The 18,074-nt window shown below is 73.7% G+C and carries 16 protein-coding genes; 3 read left to right on the top strand and 13 right to left on the bottom strand.

What is annotated here, in order from left to right; translation table 11 throughout:
* Window positions 1–118: 118 nt before the first annotated feature.
* Entirely contained in the window at window positions 119–799 is a 681-nt protein-coding gene (locus tag DEI88_RS01015) for a phosphatase PAP2 family protein (RefSeq protein ID WP_111072689.1), read from the top strand.
* A gap of 57 nt (window positions 800–856) precedes the next feature.
* On the opposite strand, the gene DEI88_RS01020 is transcribed toward DEI88_RS01015, so the two are convergent.
* Window positions 857–1,726: an ABC-2 transporter permease gene (locus DEI88_RS01020; RefSeq protein WP_111072688.1), complete on the bottom strand. Its 870-nt coding sequence runs from the start codon at window positions 1,724–1,726 to the stop codon at window positions 857–859.
* Window positions 1,723–2,631 carry an ABC transporter ATP-binding protein gene (locus tag DEI88_RS01025; protein WP_111012063.1) on the bottom strand — a complete coding sequence of 303 codons (909 nt, stop codon included), beginning with the start codon at window positions 2,629–2,631 and terminating at the stop codon, window positions 1,723–1,725. Before DEI88_RS01025 ends, DEI88_RS01020 begins: the two co-directional genes overlap by 4 nt.
* 165 nt (window positions 2,632–2,796) lie before the next feature.
* On the opposite strand from DEI88_RS01025, the gene DEI88_RS01030 reads away from it, so the two are divergent.
* Window positions 2,797–3,105 carry a hypothetical protein gene (locus DEI88_RS01030; protein ID WP_111012064.1) on the top strand — a complete coding sequence of 103 codons (309 nt, stop codon included), beginning with the start codon at window positions 2,797–2,799 and terminating at the stop codon, window positions 3,103–3,105.
* Window positions 3,106–3,117: 12 nt separating this feature from the next.
* Here DEI88_RS01030 and DEI88_RS01035 read toward each other — a convergent pair whose 3' ends face one another.
* From DEI88_RS01035 to DEI88_RS01055, 5 genes are all read right to left on the bottom strand, one after another.
* Window positions 3,118–4,206: a fatty acid desaturase family protein gene (locus DEI88_RS01035; protein ID WP_258375166.1), complete on the bottom strand. Its 1,089-nt coding sequence runs from the start codon at window positions 4,204–4,206 to the stop codon at window positions 3,118–3,120.
* Window positions 4,207–4,436: 230 nt separating this feature from the next.
* Window positions 4,437–5,612 (bottom strand): pyridoxal phosphate-dependent aminotransferase, encoded by a 1,176-nt coding sequence (locus DEI88_RS01040; RefSeq protein WP_111010268.1) that lies wholly within the window; start codon window positions 5,610–5,612, stop codon window positions 4,437–4,439.
* A gap of 150 nt (window positions 5,613–5,762) precedes the next feature.
* Window positions 5,763–6,722: a DMT family transporter gene (locus DEI88_RS01045; RefSeq protein WP_111072686.1), complete on the bottom strand. Its 960-nt coding sequence runs from the start codon at window positions 6,720–6,722 to the stop codon at window positions 5,763–5,765.
* Window positions 6,723–6,725: 3 nt separating this feature from the next.
* Window positions 6,726–7,142 (bottom strand): GNAT family acetyltransferase, encoded by a 417-nt coding sequence (locus DEI88_RS01050; protein ID WP_111072685.1) that lies wholly within the window; start codon window positions 7,140–7,142, stop codon window positions 6,726–6,728.
* Between the two features lie 75 nt (window positions 7,143–7,217).
* Window positions 7,218–10,715: a bifunctional proline dehydrogenase/L-glutamate gamma-semialdehyde dehydrogenase gene (locus DEI88_RS01055; protein WP_111072684.1), complete on the bottom strand. Its 3,498-nt coding sequence runs from the start codon at window positions 10,713–10,715 to the stop codon at window positions 7,218–7,220.
* A gap of 168 nt (window positions 10,716–10,883) precedes the next feature.
* Between DEI88_RS01055 and DEI88_RS01060 the strand changes: the two genes are divergently transcribed.
* Entirely contained in the window at window positions 10,884–11,786 is a 903-nt protein-coding gene (locus tag DEI88_RS01060) for a LysR substrate-binding domain-containing protein (RefSeq protein ID WP_111027333.1), read from the top strand.
* Between the two features lie 20 nt (window positions 11,787–11,806).
* On the opposite strand, the gene DEI88_RS01065 is transcribed toward DEI88_RS01060, so the two are convergent.
* From DEI88_RS01065 to DEI88_RS01090, 6 genes are all read right to left on the bottom strand, one after another.
* Window positions 11,807–12,367: a hypothetical protein gene (locus DEI88_RS01065; RefSeq protein ID WP_111072683.1), complete on the bottom strand. Its 561-nt coding sequence runs from the start codon at window positions 12,365–12,367 to the stop codon at window positions 11,807–11,809.
* Complete coding sequence (locus DEI88_RS01070; protein WP_111072682.1) at window positions 12,364–13,815, bottom strand: DUF58 domain-containing protein; 1,452 nt, start codon at window positions 13,813–13,815, stop codon at window positions 12,364–12,366. Before DEI88_RS01070 ends, DEI88_RS01065 begins: the two co-directional genes overlap by 4 nt.
* Window positions 13,812–14,882 (bottom strand): AAA family ATPase, encoded by a 1,071-nt coding sequence (locus DEI88_RS01075; RefSeq protein WP_258369854.1) that lies wholly within the window; start codon window positions 14,880–14,882, stop codon window positions 13,812–13,814. The genes DEI88_RS01070 and DEI88_RS01075 overlap by 4 nt, the downstream gene beginning before the upstream one ends.
* On the bottom strand, window positions 14,879–15,382 hold the full coding sequence (locus tag DEI88_RS01080) for a hypothetical protein (protein WP_146246115.1): 504 nt from the start codon (window positions 15,380–15,382) through the stop codon (window positions 14,879–14,881). Before DEI88_RS01080 ends, DEI88_RS01075 begins: the two co-directional genes overlap by 4 nt.
* On the bottom strand, window positions 15,379–16,143 hold the full coding sequence (locus DEI88_RS01085; protein WP_146244482.1) for a DUF4129 domain-containing protein: 765 nt from the start codon (window positions 16,141–16,143) through the stop codon (window positions 15,379–15,381). The genes DEI88_RS01080 and DEI88_RS01085 overlap by 4 nt, the downstream gene beginning before the upstream one ends.
* A 106-nt stretch (window positions 16,144–16,249) precedes the next feature.
* On the bottom strand, window positions 16,250–18,046 hold the full coding sequence (locus DEI88_RS01090) for a hypothetical protein (protein ID WP_111072679.1): 1,797 nt from the start codon (window positions 18,044–18,046) through the stop codon (window positions 16,250–16,252).
* Window positions 18,047–18,074: the final 28 nt, after the last annotated feature.

Here is an 18,074-nt window from a genome sequence, read left to right on the forward strand (position 1 = left end):
TCGAAGGTGGGTCGCGGGTTCCGGCTGCCGCCTCGGGTGGCTCGGGGCTCGTGGGGCTCGGGCGGCTCGGGGAGGGGCTCCCGGGTGGCTCCCGGGCGCGCTCGGCCAGGATGAGCCGATGGACACGCGCCGCCGGAACGCCTCGAGCCGGGCACGCGTCGCCACCGCGGGTGCCGTGCTCGTCGCGCTCGTCCTCGTCGGCGTCGTCATCACGCACGACGCCGACTGGCACGCCGCCGAGCTCGCCGTGGACCAGGCCGCGATCGACGGCGCGCCGCCGTGGGCGCACGCGATCGCGCTGGTGATCGGGGACACCCTCGCCCCGGGTGGGGCCACCGTCATCGTCCTCGCCATCGCGGCGATCACGTGGGCGGTCCGGCGCCGGTCGGAGGCGGTGCTGACCTCCCTGGCGCTCACCGTCGTGCCGTGGTGGGCGACCGAGGCGCTCAAGCTCATCGTCGAGCGGCCGCGTCCAGCCGTGCGGGGCGTCGCGGCGATCTCGACCCCGTCGACGTGGTCCTACCCCTCCGGTCATGCCGCCGTGGCGACCGCGCTCGTGATCGGCGTGCTGGTCCTGCTCGCGCCGACGCTCCGGGAGCGGCCCGTGGCGCGGCGGGTCGCCATCGGCCTGAGCGTCGTGGTGGTGGGGGTGGTCGCGGTGTCGCGTGTGGTCCTGGCGGTGCACTACCCGAGCGACGTCGTGGCGGGACCGCTCTGCGCGGCCGCGTTCGCCGTCATCGTGGGGGAGATCCGCCGGGCGATCATGCGGCGGAGCGGGCGCGCGTCATCGCGTCGGTGACGAAGCGGGAGCGGAGGCCCGACCGGACGACCGGCTCGAACAGCCCGGCAGCTCCGGTCAGGCGTCTCGGCGCTCGGCGGCGAGCACGCCGAGACCGACGAACACCCCGGCCCAGAGCCCGAGTACGAGCGCGGCTTGCCAGGGGTCGAGCGACGACGTGAGGCCGTGCGGGTCGTACGACGACATCGTCGAGGCCGCCTGGCTCGGCAGGTAGGCGATCAGGTCGGTCACCCAATGCGCCTGGGTGACACCGCTGAGGATGCTCATGATGATCGGGAGCACGAACAGGATGCCGACCGAGAGCGTGATCGCGAAGGCCGAGTTCCGGACGAGCATCCCGATCCCGACGGCGAGCAGACCCACGAGTGCCAGCGCTCCCGCTCCGCCCAGCAACGCGCCCCACAGACCCGGCTCGCCGAGGTCCGGGTGGAGGCCCGCGCCGGTGACCACGGCGATCGCGATCCCGGTGCTGATCGCGACCGCGACGATCCCGACCCCGAACGCGACGAGGACGAACACGAGCGCCTTGGCACCGAGGGCGTCGAACCGGCGCGGCGCGGCGAGGAACGTCGTACGGATCATGCCGGTGCCGTACTCGCCGGTCACGATCAGGGCGCCGAGCACCGCGACGACGAGCTCCGCGATGCTGGTGCCACCCGTCGCTGCCTGCGCGAGCGCCGAGGTCGCTCCCGGGCGGCTGCCGGTGTCGCCGAGCCCGGTACTCGAGATCGCGACGGCGACGAGCAGACCGAACAAGACCGTCAGCGCGACCGCGATGAGGAAGCACCAGTACGTCGACCGGAGCGTCCAGAGCTTGATCCACTCGGCATGGAGCAGACCGCCGAAGGTCAACCGGGCGGCGACGCCGGAGCGGGGAGCGGTCGACGCTGCCCGCTCGGTGGACGTCCCGATCTCCACGCCGCTCATCGCGCGCCTCCTGACACGTACTCGGTCTCGTCTCGGGTCATCGCGAGGTAGGCCTCCTCGAGCGAGGCGGAGCGTGGCGTGAGTTCGTGCAGCACGAGTCGGTACTCCGCCGCGAAGTCGCCGATCCATGCCGCGTCCGGCCCGGTGATCTCGAAGCGGTCCGGGGCGACCTGCTGGACGCGTCCGCCGCCCCGCGCGACCGCCTCGGTGAGCGGATCGAGCGCCGGGCCGGCGACGACGACGGACGACCCGGATCGCGCGAGCAGGGCCGCCATGGGTTCGTCGACGAGGAGCCGACCCTTGCCGACGATGACGATGCGATCCGCCGTCTGCGCCATCTCGCTCATGAGGTGGGACGACAGGAACACGGTCCGGCCCTCGGACGCCAGGTGCTTGGCGAGGCCGCGGACCCAGAGCACGCCGTCGGGGTCCAGGCCGTTGACCGGCTCGTCCAGGATCACGACGGCCGGGTCACCGAGCAGCGCAGCAGCGATCCCGAGGCGCTGACCCATGCCGAGCGAGAACCCGCCGACGCGCTTGCCCGCCACGCTGTCGAGCCCGGTCAGGCCGATCACCGTGTCGACGCGGGCCTGGGAGATGCCGTGCGTCGCGGCGAGGGCTCGGAGGTGTGCTCGCGCGCTCCGCCCCGGGTGCACGGCCTTGGCGTCGAGCAGCGCGCCGACCTCGTGCAGGGGCGCGCGGTGGTCGGCGTAGCGACGGCCGTTGATGGTGGCGGAGCCCGCGGTGGGACGGTCGAGCCCGAGCATGAGCCGCATGGTCGTCGACTTGCCCGCGCCGTTCGGCCCGAGGAACCCGGTCACGAGCCCCGGTTGCACCGTGAACGTCAGGTCCTGCACGGCCGTCGTCGCGCCGAAGTGTTTCGTCAGTCCTGCAACGTCGATCACGTCGTCGCCCTCCCCCTGGCTCCCGCGCCTGTGCGGCGGTGGCACTCACCATAGGGGAGGAACGGGTCGCTCCGGCAGGGTCAATCGGCGCGGATGTGGATCGACTCGGCACTCGACGAGCGTGTGGAGGACCTGGCACGCTGTGGCTGACGAGGGGAGCGACCGATGGCCGAGGACGAGCGAGATCGCGCACCGGCGCCCGAGGAGGTCGCACGCTTCGCGCATCTGCCGCCGGCGGTGGATCCCGCCGAGGTCGTCATCGAGATCCCGGCGTTCGAGGACGACCGCCCTGCTCCGCCGCCCGTTCCGCCCGCCGCGGCACCCGAGCTCGTCGCCGCGACCCAGGTCGCCCAGGCGTCGGGCGGTCGGAGGACGATCCACCGGACGCAGGTCCGCGCCGGACTGCTCATCGCGGGCGTGCCGATCGCGGGCGTCGTGGTGGTCGCCCTGCTGGAGATCCTGTTCGGGGAGTGAACCCGAGGGCGGTCAGCGCACCCGGAGTTCGGCCACGAGCGGGCAGGCGAACGGGTCGCGCGCGGCGAGGCCGACCTCGTTGAGGTACCGGACGACGATGCCGTAGGACCGCACGAGCGTGGTCTCGGTGTAGGGCACGTCGAGCGTCGCACAGTGGTCGCGGACGAGCAGACGAGCCTGCTTGAGCGCCGGCCGCGGCATGCTCGGGAACAGGTGGTGCTCGACCTGGTAGTTGAGGCCGCCCATGAGGAACGACACCCACCAGCCGCCGCGGATGTTCCGGGAGGTCCGCACCTGTCGCGAGAAGAAGTCGACCTGGGCGTCGTGCGCCAGCACCGGCATGCCCTTGTGGTTCGGGGCGAACGAGGCGCCCATCATCACGCCGAACACCGCGAGCTGCACCCCGAGGAACGCGAACGCCATGCCGAGCGGCAGGAACCAGAACACCACGGTCAGGTAGATGCCGAAGCGGGCCGCCAGGAGACCGCCCTCGATCCAGCGGTGTCGGGCGTCCGCCTTGGTCGCGGCGCCGGTCACGACCGAGCGGACCGCGAGCCAGTGGAGGTTGATGCCCTCGAGGGTGAGGAGCGGGAAGAACGCGTACCCCTGGACCCGCACGAGCAAGCGGAGCGGACCGCGCGCCGCGGCGGCGTCCTCGGGACGGAACCGGATGGTGTCCGGCGCGATGTCCGGGTCCTTGCCGACCGTGTTCGGGTTCCCGTGGTGCCGGGTGTGCTTGTTCATCCACCAGGAGTAGCTCAGCCCGACGAGGAAGGTCCCGAGCAACCGGCCCGCCTGGTCGTTCCACTTGTGCGATGCGAACACCTGCCGGTGCGCGGCTTCGTGCGACAGGAACGCGAACTGGGTGAACAGGACGCCGAGCGCGGCCGCGACGATGAGCTGGAACCAGGAGTGGCCGAGGAGCGCGAACCCGGCCCACACGACCCCGAGCGACCCGATGAGGGCGCCGAACAGCGCCCAGTAGAAACCGATGCGGCGGCCGAGGAGGCCTTGCTCCTTGACCTGGGCGAGGATCGAGGAGTACGTGGACGTGCCGCTCGTGGTGCCGGAGCGGGGACGCGTGCGGACGATGCGCGGCACGGTCGGATCGGTGGTCGTCAGGGCGACTGCTTCCGTGGGGGGAGCGGCCCTTCGGCCGGCTCCTGTCGGGTTCCCCCGCGGGTGCGAGGTTGGCGTCAACGTAGGGGGACGAGATGCGCGTTCGCTGTCCATGCGCCCTGAGTCGGCCTGGCTCGCCCGTACCCCGTTCGGTCCTCGCTGCCATCCCCGAAAGCCCGGGTGCCCGCTGTGTCGCGGGCCGGTGCCGCCGATCAGCCCAAGGACGACACGAATCGGCCGAGGCGCGCCAGACCCTCGTGCAGTGCGTCCATCGACGCCGCGTACGACAACCGCACGTGCGACTCCGCCGTGTGGACCCCGAAGTCGCGGCCCGGCGTCAGGGCGACGTGCGCCTCGTGCAACGCCCGCTCGCAGAACTGCCACGAGCTGAGTCCGGTCCCGGTCACGTCGAAGTACACGTAGAACGCACCGTCCGGCGGGACCGGCACGGGGAGGCCGATCCGCGCGAGGCCGTCGAGCACGACCGCCCGCCGCTCGGCGAACTCCGCTCGCCGCGCCTCCGCCACGGCGAGCGATTCCGGGGTGAAGCACGCGAGTGCCGCCGCCTGCGCCGGGGCGGACGCGCACAGGAAGTAGTTCTGCGCCAGGCGTTCGGTCACGGGCACGAGTTCCTCGGGCACCACGCACCAACCCAGGCGCCACCCCGTCATGCCGAAGTACTTCGAGAAGCTGTTGACGACGATGGCGTCGGGATCGATCGACAGCACACTGCGCGGACGCCGACCCTGCTCGTCCGGGTCGCTGAGGTCGAGGTAGATCTCGTCCACGATCCGCCACGCGCCGCGCTCCCGCGCCGTCGCACAGATCGCCGCGAGGTCCTCGGGACGGATCGAGGTGCCCGTCGGGTTCGAGGGCGTCGCGATCATCACGCCTGTGGTCCGCTCCGTCCAGTTCGCCCGGACGGCGTCGTCGTCGAGCTGGAACCGCGTCTCGGCGGTCGTCGGGACGAGGGTCACGCGTCCCCCGAACGTCTCGACCAGTTCGCGGTTGCAGGGGTACGACGGGTCCGCCATGAGCACCTCGTCACCGGCGTCGACGAGCGCGGCCGTCGCGAGGAGCAACGCCGCCGACGCGCCCGCCGTCACGACGATCCGCGCGGGGTCGATCTCGACGTCGTGCTGCGTCCGGTAGAACGCGGCGATCGCCGCGCGCAGCGCCGGGAGGCCCAACGCGGCCGTGTAGGGGAGTGGCCGTCCGTCGGCCACCTGGCGCAGGGCCTCCAGGACGGCGGGTGGTGCGCCGGAGTCGGGCTCGCCGAGGCTGAGCTTGACGACGTCGTGGCCCTCGGCCTCGAGGGCTGCCGCCTGCTTGCCGAACTCCATCGCGTAGAAGGGTGCGACGGCGCGGGCGCGGTGCGAGAGCTGCATGGGGACCTCCGGATGCTGCAGGCACTCGATTCTCCCTCAGCCGGCGGCAGGTTCCGGCCCCCGAGCCCTTCCGCCGCTCGCCGCCCGAGCCCGAGCCCTTCCGCCTGTTCTCGGCGACCGGCGCCGCGGGACCAGCGGTTCCTGGGGAGGTCAGCGCGGCGGGCGGACCAGCACCACCGCGACGAGGAGCAGCACGATGCCGACCACACCCGCGACCGTGAGCGGCTCGTGGAGCACCACGACCGACAGCACGGTCGCCACCAGCGGCTCCACGAGTGACAGCACTGCCGCGGTCGTCGCCGCGACCCCGCGCTGGAGTCCGCCGTAGAACGCCAGGTACCCGAGCACGGTCTGCACGAGCGCCAGGAACGCGACCCCGCCCCACGCCGAGGGCCCCGCGCTCGCGAGGTGGAACCCGGTGCACAGCGCGAACACGGCGGACAGCACCCCGGCGAGGGTGAACGACACGGCGATGAGCGTCGACGGCCCGAGACCCGGGATCACACGCCGGTTCACGATCGAGGTCCCCGCGAACGCCAGCCCGGCCACGAGCGCGAGCAGCACGCCGACCGTGTTCGAGGACCCGACGGCAACGCCGGCGCCGGTGACACTCGCGCTGCCGGCCCCGGGCTCGGAGCCCGAGACGTCGCTGACGAGCAGGAGCCCGGCGACCGCGGTGGCGAGTGCGAGGACCACCGTGGCGCGGGGCGGCCGGCGCTCGTGCAGTGCCGTGGCGACCGCGACCGCCACGGGCGCGACCCCGAGGGAGATGACGGTCGACACCGCGACGCCGACGAGCGAGACCGACTCGAAGTACGCGGTGCCGTACACGCCGGTCAGGACGGCCGTCAGAAGGACGTGCCCCAGGGCCTCCCGGCTGCACGGCACGCGCCGGAGGCCGCCCATCGCCGCGGTGACCGCGAGCATGACGAGTCCGCCGCCGAGCAGACGGAGCGCCGAGATCGCCGGCCAGGACATCGCGCTGTCCGCAGCCACGATCGTGCCCGCGACCCCACCGGTGCCCCAGAGTGCGGCGCCGAGTGCGACCAGGACGCTGCCGGACCGGGCCGAGCGGGGAACGGCTCGGCCGGTGTCGCGAGGATCGGGCACGACTCAGTCCTCGATCAAGCGCTTCCCCATGCTGACGGCCTCGTACGGGGCGTAGCCGAGGTGCTCGTAGAAGTCGACGACCCCGGTGTTGTCGGGCCGGACCTGGAGCTGCACCTTGGGGCACCCGAGCGCCAGGAGCGCCCCCTCCGCCCGTTCGACGAGCGCGCGACCGAGTCCCGTGCCGCGCTGGTCGTCTCCGACCGCCAGGTAGTTGATCCAGCCGCGGTGCCCGTCGTACCCGGCCATCACCGCGCCGACGATCCGCCCGGAGTCCTCGGCGACGAAGAACATCTCGGGCTGCACGGTCTGCTTGCGGCGGACGTCCTCGTGCGGGTCGTTCCACGGGCGGGTCAGCCCGGCCGCACTCCAGAGCGCCACCACGGCCTCGGTGTCGGTGTCCTCGAACGAACGGATCTCCATCGCACACACTCCTTCTGCGGCCATCCTCTCGTGCACGGCTTCTCCGCTCGGGCGCGGGGAGCCAGCGACAGCGTGTCAGATGAGCCCGTCCGACAGGTGGTTCGGCGTCCCGAACCGGTGGGCCGTGATCGCGATGGACTGCTCTCGCAGGAACGGCAGCAGCTCGATGCGGCCCGCCTCGGTGACCGGTCCGGCGTACACGGCGAGGTCGGGCCTCCCGTTCGTCGCGACGGCGAGGGCGCGCACGGCCTCGGCGTCCCCGTCGATGAGCCGGATCCGCCCGCCGCCGAGTCGGCCAGCACGGGCGTGGAACGCCTCAGTGGACTCGACGGCCACCGATCTCACGTGGGGCTCGGCGCGGAGTGCGGTCCGCACGGCCTCGGGGAGCGTGCACTCCGGGTCGACCGAGACGGCGACCGCCGCCCCCGCGGCAGCCGCCGCACCGACCACGCGGACGAGCGACGCGACGCTGCCACCCGCGACGAGCCGGACGAGCACGGGTTCCGGCCACGGCAGGTACCGGGCCACGTTCCGCTCGGCGCTGAGACCGGAGACGTCCGCGGCGGTGCCGAACAGCGTCGACCACGCGTGCGCGTCGGACCGGAAAGCGCGCGCGAGCAGCGCACGGTCCGGCTCGGACAGCCCAGCACCGGCATCAGCCTGGAGGCGCGCCACGGCCGCGGACGTCACCGCATCACCGGCGCTCGCCGCGGTCGGCTCCCACGAACCGAGGCCGATGAGGTAGTTGACACCCCCGGCCTTGGTGCCGGGCCCGACGGCGGATCGCTTCCACCCGCCGAAGGGCTGCCGCCGGACGATCGCGCCCGTGATCCCCCGGTTGACGTAGAGGTTCCCGGCCTCGACCCGCGACAGCCATGCGCCGATCTCGGCGGGGTCGAGCGCGTGCAGCCCCGAGGTCAGTCCGTAGTCGACCTCGTTCACGATGTCGATGGCCTCGTCGAGGGTGTCCGCGGTCATGACGCCGACGATCGGCCCGAAGTACTCCGTGCGGTGGTAGTCCGATCCGCGCCGGACCCCACCGCGCACCCCGGGGCTCCAGAGCAGACCGCGATCGTCGAGCTGCTCGGGCCGGAGCTGCCACGTCTCGCCAGGGCCGAGCTCGGTCAGGCCCGTGAGCAACTTGCCGCTGGCTGGCTCGATGATCGGGCCCATCTGCGTCGTCGGGTCCCAGGGGTACCCGACGGTCAAGGACGACACCGCGTCGAGCAGCTGGTGCTTGAACCGCTTCGACCGGGCGACCGAGCCGACCAGTACGACGAGCGACGCTGCGGAGCACTTCTGCCCGGCATGCCCGAAGGCGGACTGCACGACGTCCTTGACGGCGAGGTCGAGGTCCGCGGACGGCGTCACGATGATCGCGTTCTTGCCGCTCGTCTCGGCGAGGAGCGGCAGATCGGGCCGGAAGGACCGGAAGCGCTCCGCCGTCTCGTACGCGCCCGTGAGGATCACCCGATCGACGAGTGGGGAGGCGACGAGGTCTCGGCCGAGGTCCTCCTCCGACACCGGCACGAGCGCGAGCACGTCGGCGGGCGCGCCCGCGGCGGCCAGTGCATCGCCGATGACACCGGCCAGCACCGCGCCGCAGCGCTCGGCCGGACCGGCGGGCTTGAGCACGATTCCCGATCCGGCCGCCAGCGCCGCGAGCGTCGACCCGGCCGGGATCGCGACGGGGAAGTTCCACGGCGGCGTCACGAGCGTCAGCGCAGCGGGGACGAACCGGGCGCCGTCGACCTCATCGAGCGACCGCGCGAGTTCGGCGTACCAGTGCGCGAAGTCGACCGCTTCGGAGACCTCGACGTCGGCCTGGTCGATCGTCTTGCCTGCTTCGGCTCCCATGACCTCGACCAGCTCGGTGCGGTGCGCCTCGAGCGCCGCACCGATGGCGTGCAGGACCCTCGCTCGGTCCTCGCCGGACCACGATCCCCACGTCGAGCCTGCCTCGCGCACGCGCTGCAGGGCGGCGGCGAGGGTGTCGGGATCGGTGATCCGGGCCTCCTGCACGGCATCGATGCCGAGCGCGCTCGTGGACATCCGCTCGATGACGCCGCGCGCCCACGCGCGGTGCTCGGCGACCGATGGATCCGCGTCCGGCGTGTTCTCGAAGTGCCCGAGGGTCGGCCGCGGGACTGCCGCGAACCGGTCGGCGACCCGATGCGGAGCAGGAGCCTCGAGGCCGCCGGACTCGGCGAGCGGAGCGAGTGACGCGCGGAACCGGTCGGCCTCGCGCTCGAACAGCGCCTCGGACGTCGACAGCTCGAACACGGCGGACATGAAGTTGTCCGGCGAGGCGCCTTCTTCGAGGCGACGGATCAGGTACGCGATCGCGACGTCGAACTCGCCCGGGTGCACCACCGGCGTGTAGAGCAGGAGACCCCCGACGGTCCGCTTGACGGCCTCGGCCTGCCCCTGGGCCATGCCGAGGAGCATCTCGAACTCGATGCCGCTCTGCACCCCGCGCTCCCCGGCCAGGAGCCAGGCGTGCGCGATGTCGAACAGGTTGTGCCCGGCGACCCCGACCCGGACGTTGGCGATGCGCGACGGCGTGAGGGCCCAGTCGAGCACGCGCTTGTAGTTCGTGTCGGAGTCCTGCTTGGTGTGCCAGGTCGCCAGGGGCCAGCCGTGGATCGAGGCCTCGACCTGCTCCATGGGCAGGTTCGCGCCCTTGACGAGCCGGACCTTGATCCCGGCGCCACCGCGGGCGCGGCGTGCCGCGGACCACTCCTGGAGCCGCTGCATGGCGCCGAGCGCGTCCGGCAGGTACGCCTGGAGCACGATCCCGGCCTCGAGGTCGAGGAACGCCGGATCGTCGAGCAGCGTCGTGAAGACCGCGATCGTCAGGTCGAGGTCCTTGTACTCCTCCATGTCGAGGTTGATGAACTTGTGAGGGGAGGCGGCGGACGCTCGGGCGAACAGGGGGCGGAGCTTGGCGACGACGTCGGCGACGGCTTCGTCGAAGGCCCAGGGCGAGTGCGGGTGCACGGTCGACGACACCTTGATCGACACGTAGTCGACGTCGTCGCGGGCGAGGAGCCGCTCGGTGCCTTCGAGTCGACGCGCGGCCTCGCGCTCGCCGAGGACCGCCTCGCCGAGCAGGTTCATGTTGAGGCGCACGCCCTCGCGCTTGACCCGTTGGATCGCCGGCCCGAGCGCGGAGTCGGACGCGTCGATGATCAGGTGCCCGACCATCCGCCGAAGCACGCGGCGCGCGATCGGCACGACGACGTCCGGCAGGACCGGGGCGAGCCCGCCACCGGCGCGCACGAGCGCACGCATGGCGGCCGGGAGGAACGTGGGGACGTCCGGCGCGATCCGATGGAGCGTCCGGGCGGCGACGGTCCGGTCCTCCGGCCTGACCACGCCGTCGACGAAGCCGACGGTGAACGCGAGGCCCTTGGGGTCGCGGAGCACGCCCGCGAGTTGAGCAGCCGAACCGTCGACGGGGTGGCCGTCGGCCTCGGCGAGCCACCGACGGACGAGCACGATCGTGGCGTCGACGAGGGGATCCGCGGCGGCGCCGTCGATGTCATGCCGCGGGGTGGCGAGGTCGGTCATGCGCCCAGTATCGGGCTCCGGTTGCGGTAGCACCAGTGACGGTTGGTTCACGGTTATCGGTAGCGTTCCTACCGGGTTATCCACAGGCGTGACAGGTGGCCCCACGCACTGGTCGCGATCCAGCCACAGTGACATCCCACGGTCCACACACCCACACGAGGAGTCCGCATGCTCGACGTCCGGCGCATGGTGATCCTGCGCGAACTCGCCATCCGGGGCACGATCGCCGCCGTCGCCGAGGCGATGTCCTTCACGCCGTCGGCGGTGTCCCAGCAGCTGAACGCCCTCGAGCGCGAAACGGGCCTGGAGCTCCTCCGACCCGCCGGGCGGCGTCTGCAGCTCACCCCGCAGGCCGAGGTGCTCGTCGCCGCGGCGAGCGAGGTGCTCGACGTGCTCGAACGGGCCCAGGGTGCGCTCGACCAGTCACTCCCGAGTGTGCAGGGGCGGGTCCGCGTGGCGGTGTTCCAGTCCGCGGCGCTCGCCCTCATGCCGCCGGCCCTCCGCGCCATGGCCCGCACCCACCCCGACGTCCGCGTGGAGATGGTCCAGCACGAACCGGAGAGCGCCCTGCGCGCCACGTGGGTCCGGGACTTCGACCTCGTCATCGCCGAGCAGTACCCGGCGCATGCCGCCGCGTGGCACGCCGGGTTGGACCGCCAGGACCTGACCCGCGACGCCGTGCGCCTGGCGCTCCCGCCGGTCGACGCACTCGACCAGTCTGTGGACGACCTGCTCGGCGCAGCCGCCATGCCGTGGGTCATGGAGCCGCGCGGGGCCGCATCACGACACTTCGCGGAGCAGGTGTGCCGATCAGCGGGGTTCGAACCCGACGTGCGGTACGAGACGCCGGACCTGCAGACCCAGATCCGCCTCATCGAGTCCGGCAACGCGGTCGCGCTCATGCCGGACCTCGTGTGGACCGGCCGGAGCACCACCTGCCGCCTCGTGCCGCTCCCCGGGCGTCCGCAGCGGACCGTCTTCACGGCACAGCGGGAAGCCGGGGCCGGCTCCCCGGCGCTCCGAGCGCTGCGGCGGACCCTGGAGGCGGCGGCACGGCAGCTCCGGGCATGACCGGACGACGCGGGCGACCCTCAGCCGTCCGACGACCGACGACTCCCGCCGAGCGCCGGGACGAGCACCGCGACCGCGACCGCGACGATCGCCACCGCCGCGAGGACGGCGATCCACGTGATGCCGTCATCGGCGCCGCGACGGACCCCGACCATGCGCACCACGGCCGCCACGAGCTGCGTCCCCGCCTGCACCGCGACGAACCGGAGTGCCGACGGCCGCAGTGCCCGCAGTTGCACGAGGGCTCGCCGGGGTGCGACCGACGCCACCATGCCGACCGCGACGATCAGGTGCGTGCTGAGGAGCACGACTGCAAGCGGACCCCATCCAGCCCCGGCACCCCCGGCGACGGCGGCCACTGCGAGCTGCACGACCAGTCCGGCGGTGAACGGCCCACGCGGGAACACCGCCGACGCGGCGACGAGCGCCACCGCGAGTGCGAACCACCACCCGCTCGGACCGACGGCCACCCACGCCCCACCGAGGCCCGCGACGACACCGAGCGCGGTCAACACCCACGCCGGCAGGGCACGTCCGACATGGGGGAACGACCGGGAGGCCCGGCTCGCCTCCGCACTCATGGCCGCCGCCTCGCTCTGCTCAGCAGCCGCACGGCGACCGCGGGCGGCGTCCCGTCGGCGGTCCGCCAGGTGATCGGTTCCACCCCGGCCGCTCGCATCCGATCGAACCGGACCCGGCGTTCGAGCTCGACGAGCCGCGACGCGACGCGCTCCTGCCGGTCCGCGTCGGAGCGATCGAGCGGCGGGAGCACGTCGACGGCGACCACGCGGCGGCCGGTCGCCGCCCAGGTGATCGCCATCGCTGCGGGATGGTCGTCGAGGAAGGTCGAGAGCACCACGACGAGCGAGGCCGCGGGCACGGTCGGCGCGCGCACCGGCCCCGGGGTGTCGCTCGTCGGGACCGCTCGTGCCGTCGCAGAGCGGAGGCGGTCGAGCTGCCGCACCCCTCCGCGGGGTTCGATGCCCGTCACCGCACCGGCGAGGTCCCGGAAGCCCACTCGGTCGCCTGCGCCGATGTACGCCGAGGCCAGGGTGGTGGCGGCCTCGCGGGCGAGGTCGAGCGACGTCGCGCTCCGCTCGGGTCCGGCGGTACCGGACCAGCGGGTGACGTCCGGCCCGACGTCGTCACGGTCGTCGAGCACGATGACGACCACGGCGTCGGCGGTGGACGACGTGCGCCGCACGTACAGCTCGCCGGGCTGCTGCGCTCGTCGTGCCGTTCGTCGCCAGTCGATCCGTCGGAGCCGGTCCCCGGGGGCGAAGAGCGCGAGGTCGCGGAACTCCCCGCCGTCGCCGCGGCTGCTCGACTCGTGGGTCCCCGTGGTGCCGACGAGCCGGTGCGGCATGGGCAGCTGTTCGATCCGCAGGCGCGGTGGCGGGACGACCGCGCGGAGCGTCGGTCCCTCCTCCGGCAGGGTGACCGCGGTGCCGCCCTGCGCGATGAGCGCGAGGTCGAGCCGGACCACGGCCTGCGGCCCGGAGTGGAGGACCGTGACCGGCCCGCGGAGTGCCGCCGCGGTGGACGGCGTGACCAGGACACGCCGGGTGGATCCATCGGCGAGGGTCGCCACGACGGCGACCGCCTCGGCGACCTGGGGTACCCGGAGTGCGACGTCGACCATGACGCCCCGCCCGTTGTCCTCGGGTCGCACCCCGGTTCGGGTCCGGATGACACCCGCGCGGCCGCGAGCGGGATCGTGCCCGAGCGCGGCGATCACGAGCAGCGGTGCGGCCACGAGGGCGAACTCGACGCGGGCCGTCACGAGCGCGAGCCCGGCGAGGAACACCGCGGCTGCGATCGCAGCGGTGATCGGCGGGTTCGGCACCCACCGCACGCGGTACGCCTGGTCCGTCGAGCGCACGCCGGGCGTGGCGTCCTCGGGCACGGCGGCGGACGAGGACCGGGGCGGCGCCCCTCCGGGCAGCAGCGCTCCGGACGGCGCCCCTCCGGACGGGACAGCTCCGGACGGGACCCCGACGGGCAGGTGCCATCCGTCGTCGTCGCTCACCGGGCCTCCCGACCGGCAGTGGCGTCCGTCGCCCGACCCGTGCCGATGCCGCCACCCGTGCCGGCGCCCCGACCCGAGGCCACCGCGGGCGGCCCCGCCACCTGCCCGGCCACCGTCCGGACGACGGTCGCCGGATCGACGCCGTTGGCCCAGGCCTGCGGGGTGAGCGAGAGTCGGTGGGCGAGCACCGGGACGGCGGCGGTCTTGACGTCCTCGGGGGTGACGAAGTCGCGGCCGGCCATCACCGCACGGGCGCGTCCGACGAGCAGGAGCGCCTGTGCTCCGCGCGGCGAGGCACCGACCTGGACGTCGCGGTGCTCCCGTGTGCCGACGGCGAGGTCGACGCAGTACAACGCGATGTCCTCGTCGACGTGCACCTGCTCCACCGTCGCCTGCATGCGCAGGAGATCTGCCCCGCTGATCACCGCCGGCACCGTCGCGACCTCGCGCTGGCGGTCGACGCGGTTGAGGAGCACGCGCTGCTCCTCGGTCCTGCTCGGGTAGCCAGCGGCGAGACGCACCATGAAGCGGTCGAGCTGCGCCTCGGGCAGGGCGTAGGTGCCCTCGTACTCGATCGGGTTCGACGTCGCCACGACGTGGAACGGCCGCGGCAGCGGGAAGCGGTCACCCTCGACGGTGACCTGCCCCTCGGCCATCGCCTCGAGCAGTGCCGACTGGGTCTTCGGCGACGTCCGGTTGATCTCGTCGGCCAGGAACAGCCCCGTGAACACCGGGCCGGGCCGGAACACGAACTCCGCCGTGCTCGGGGCGTAGACGAACGAGCCGGTGATGTCCGCGGGCAACAGGTCCGGCGTGCACTGCAGGCGCCGGAAGTCGAGCCCGGACGCCTGCGCCAGGGACCGTGCCGCGAGGGTCTTGCCGAGCCCGGGCACGTCCTCGAACAGGACGTGCCCGCCGGCGAGGATGCTCGCGAACGCCAGCTCGAGGGGCTCCCGCATGCCCACCACGGCGGTCCCGACGGCGTCGAGGACGGCGGCGCTGAGCCGGGCGACCTCGGCCACGGACAGCGGGCTGGGGGTGGTGGTGTCGGCGGTCTGATCGGTCACGGGAGCCTTCCGGACGGTTCCCCGAGCGCCTCCACGGCGATCAGGAGGGACGAGAACGTGGCGAGGTCGAGTTCGGGGTGCCGCGGGCTCAGGAGCACGCGGACGACGTCGGGCGGGAGCAGGCGCTCGACCGCGGGTCGGGCCTCCGGGTCGTCGATGTCGACCCCGTGGTGCACGAGCAGCAGGTGGCCTGCGGCCGCGCGGAGGCGCACGACGGGTCGCTCGGGCAGCCCGCCGCGTGAGCGCAGGGACCACGCCAGCGCCTGGACGTCGCGGCGCGCCCCGCGGACCACCTCCGTGGGCGGCGCCGGCCACGTGAGCCGTTCGTCGTCGCGCACCGCCGACCAGGTCAACCCGACCGCGGTGATCACGGCCGCGACGACGACGGCCTGGGGCGCCGGGAGTCCGAAGAACCACCCTGCGGCACCGACGACGACCGCGACGACGACCACCTCGACGACCCGGCGCCGAGCGGGCAGTCCCACCGTCCGGCCGCTCACCGGCGCTGCTCCGAGGCCGCGGTGGGTGTCCCGCCCGGCCACCGCTCCTGCAGCGTCCGCAGCGCCACGCGGGCCGCCTGCACCTCGGTCGGCCCGGCCGGCGTGGTGCCGAACCGCACCATCACGTAGAGGTCCCGGAGCGTCCCGACGGCGTTCCGGTCCAGCTCGAGCCGAAGCAGCACCCGCGCGGTGAACTCGGTCGGGGTCTCCGCGACCTGCCGCCGGTAGCCGGCGTCCTCGGCGGCCTCCTGCAGGCCGAGCCACGCGGCGGTGATCGCGTCCGACGCCGGTCGGTCCTGGTCGATGACGTCGAGCGCGCGCGCGAGGCCGCGGTGCACCGTGCGCATCGCGGCCGCCGTGGTCGGGACGTCGACGTCCGACACGTCGTCCGTCAGCAGGCCGGTGGGGAGGCCCGGCTCGGCTCCGCCACGTCGCCGCCGTCCCAGCAGGCGGACCAGGAGCACCACGACGAGTGCGAGCACGACCAGGCCGGCGATCAGCAGTGGCCAGGTCAGGTCGACGTGGAGGGTCGAGCGGTGTCCGGCGGCGCCGGGCTGCGCCGTCGGGGTGGTCGCCGCGGTCGGTCCCGGTGCGGTCGTGGCGGTCGGCAGCGCGATCGTCGGGGACCATCGTGGTCCGCCGAACCGCAGCGGCCCGGCGAACGCCGCTGCCGCGACGACGAGCAACGCGGACACGATCGTGACCACCAGGACCGCGGGGGACCGCCGTCCGGATCCACTCGCGCCCGCGCTGGCCCTCATGGCAGCACGGTAGCCCATGGGTCTGAGCCGCGAATCGGACTCCGAACCGGGAAGTTCCCCGGCTCGGAGTCCGAATCGCGGCTCGACTCGAGCGGATCGCCGCGGCTCAGCGGCGGCTGCGGATCACCGACTCACGGTGCAGGAACAGCAGCGCGAGTCCCACGAGCAGGAGCAGCAGTCCGATCCCGCCGAAGACCGCGATGCCCGTCGAACCCGTGTACGCGAGCGCCGCCGTGGAGGCGGTGGTCGCCATCGCGGCGATCGTGCCGGTGGTGGAGGCGGTGCGGGTCATCGCCGCGGCCGGAGCCGTCGAGACCACCGTGGCCGGGACGATGCCCGCGGCGCGGTCGGTCACCGTGCCCTCGTCCCCCGTCGTGGCGGTCGGGTCGTTCCCGGCCGGCGTGGTCGACACGGGGTCGGTGCCGTCAGCGGGGTCCGTGGTGCCCACCGGCGTGGTGGGCTCGGCCGGACTGGTCGGGTCGGCCGGGCTGGTCGGATCCGTGACGACCGGGTTCGTCGGCCCGGCGGGCGTGGTGGGGTCCGGCGTCGTGGTGCTGTTGCCGCCGACCGCCACGGTGGTACCGCCGATGGTGACCGGCAGGCTGATCACCGGGGCGATCTGGGTGCCGGACGCGGTGCCGTTCGAGCCGGAGGTGGTGGTGCCGCCGGTCGTGCCGGTGTCCGTGCTGCTGGTGCCGGTGCCGGTGCCGGTCGTGCCGGAGGTGCCGCTGCCCGAGGTGCCGGTGGAGCTGGCGTCGCCGAGGAGCGCGATCCCGTTGCCGCCGACCGTGACAGGTGCGCTGACCACGGGGGCGACCTGCGTCCCCGAGGCCGTCCCGTCCGTGCCGGAGGTGGCGGCGCTGCTCCCGCCGGTCGACCCGGACCCTGTGGTGCTGCCGCTGGCACCGCTGGCACCGGTGCCGGTCGTGCCGGAGGTGCCGCTGCCGGTGGTGCCGGTGGAGCTGGCGTCACCGAGGAGCGCGATCCCGTTGCCGCCGACGGTGACGGGCAGGCTGATCACCGGGGCGATCTGGGTGCCGGACGCGGTGCCGTCCGAGCCGGAGGTGGTGGTGCCGCCGGTCGTGCCGGTGTCCGTGCTGCCGGTGCCGGTCGTGCCGGAGGTGCCGCTGCCCGAGGTGCCGGTGGAGCTGGCGTCGCCGAGGAGCGCGATCCCGTTGCCGCCGACGGTGACGGGTGCGCTGACCACGGGGGCGACCTGCGTCCCCGAGGCCGTCCCGTCCGAGCCCGAGGTGGCCGGACCCGACCCCGACGCCGGGGTGGACCCGGCGTTCGCGGCCGGTGCCGAGCCTCCCGAGCTGGTGCCGGTGGCGTCCCCGAGGACCGCGATGCTGTCCCCGGTGGCCGTGATCGGTGCGGCGACGTCGGGGGCGACCTGGGTGCCGCCGAGGACGCTGTCGGAACCGGAGGTGGTGGCGGCGGGAGCCGCCGGAGCCGTCGCCCCCGACGCGGAGGCGGCCGCCGGAGTCGGGGCTGCGGCCGGAGCGGGTGCGCTGGTCGCGTCACCGCCGACCGCCACCGCCGTCGAGCCGAGGTCCACCGGAACGCTCACGGTCGGCACGACCTGCGTGCCGGACGCGATGCCACCGGAGCCCGAGGTGGACGCCGACGAGGACGTGGGCGCCGCCGGAGCGGACGCCGCCGGAGCGGACGCAGCCGGGCCGGACGCCGCCGGCGCGGTGGAGGTGCTGGTCGCGTCCCCGAGGACGCTCACGGCGTCACCGGTGGCGGAGACGGGGAGGCCGAAGCTCCCGGCGACCTGCGTGCCGGAGGCGATGCCGTCGGTCCCCGTGGTCTCGGCGGCGTGGGCGGCGAGCCCGCCCCCGAGCGAGAGACCGCTGACGAAGAGGGTGAACCACAGCCCTCTCGAGACGTACTTGTTCATGGTCGTGCTCCTGATGTGATCGAGACTG

It is taken from the genome of Curtobacterium sp. MCBD17_003 (assembly GCF_003234885.2).
Classification (GTDB): Bacteria; Actinomycetota; Actinomycetes; order Actinomycetales; family Microbacteriaceae; genus Curtobacterium.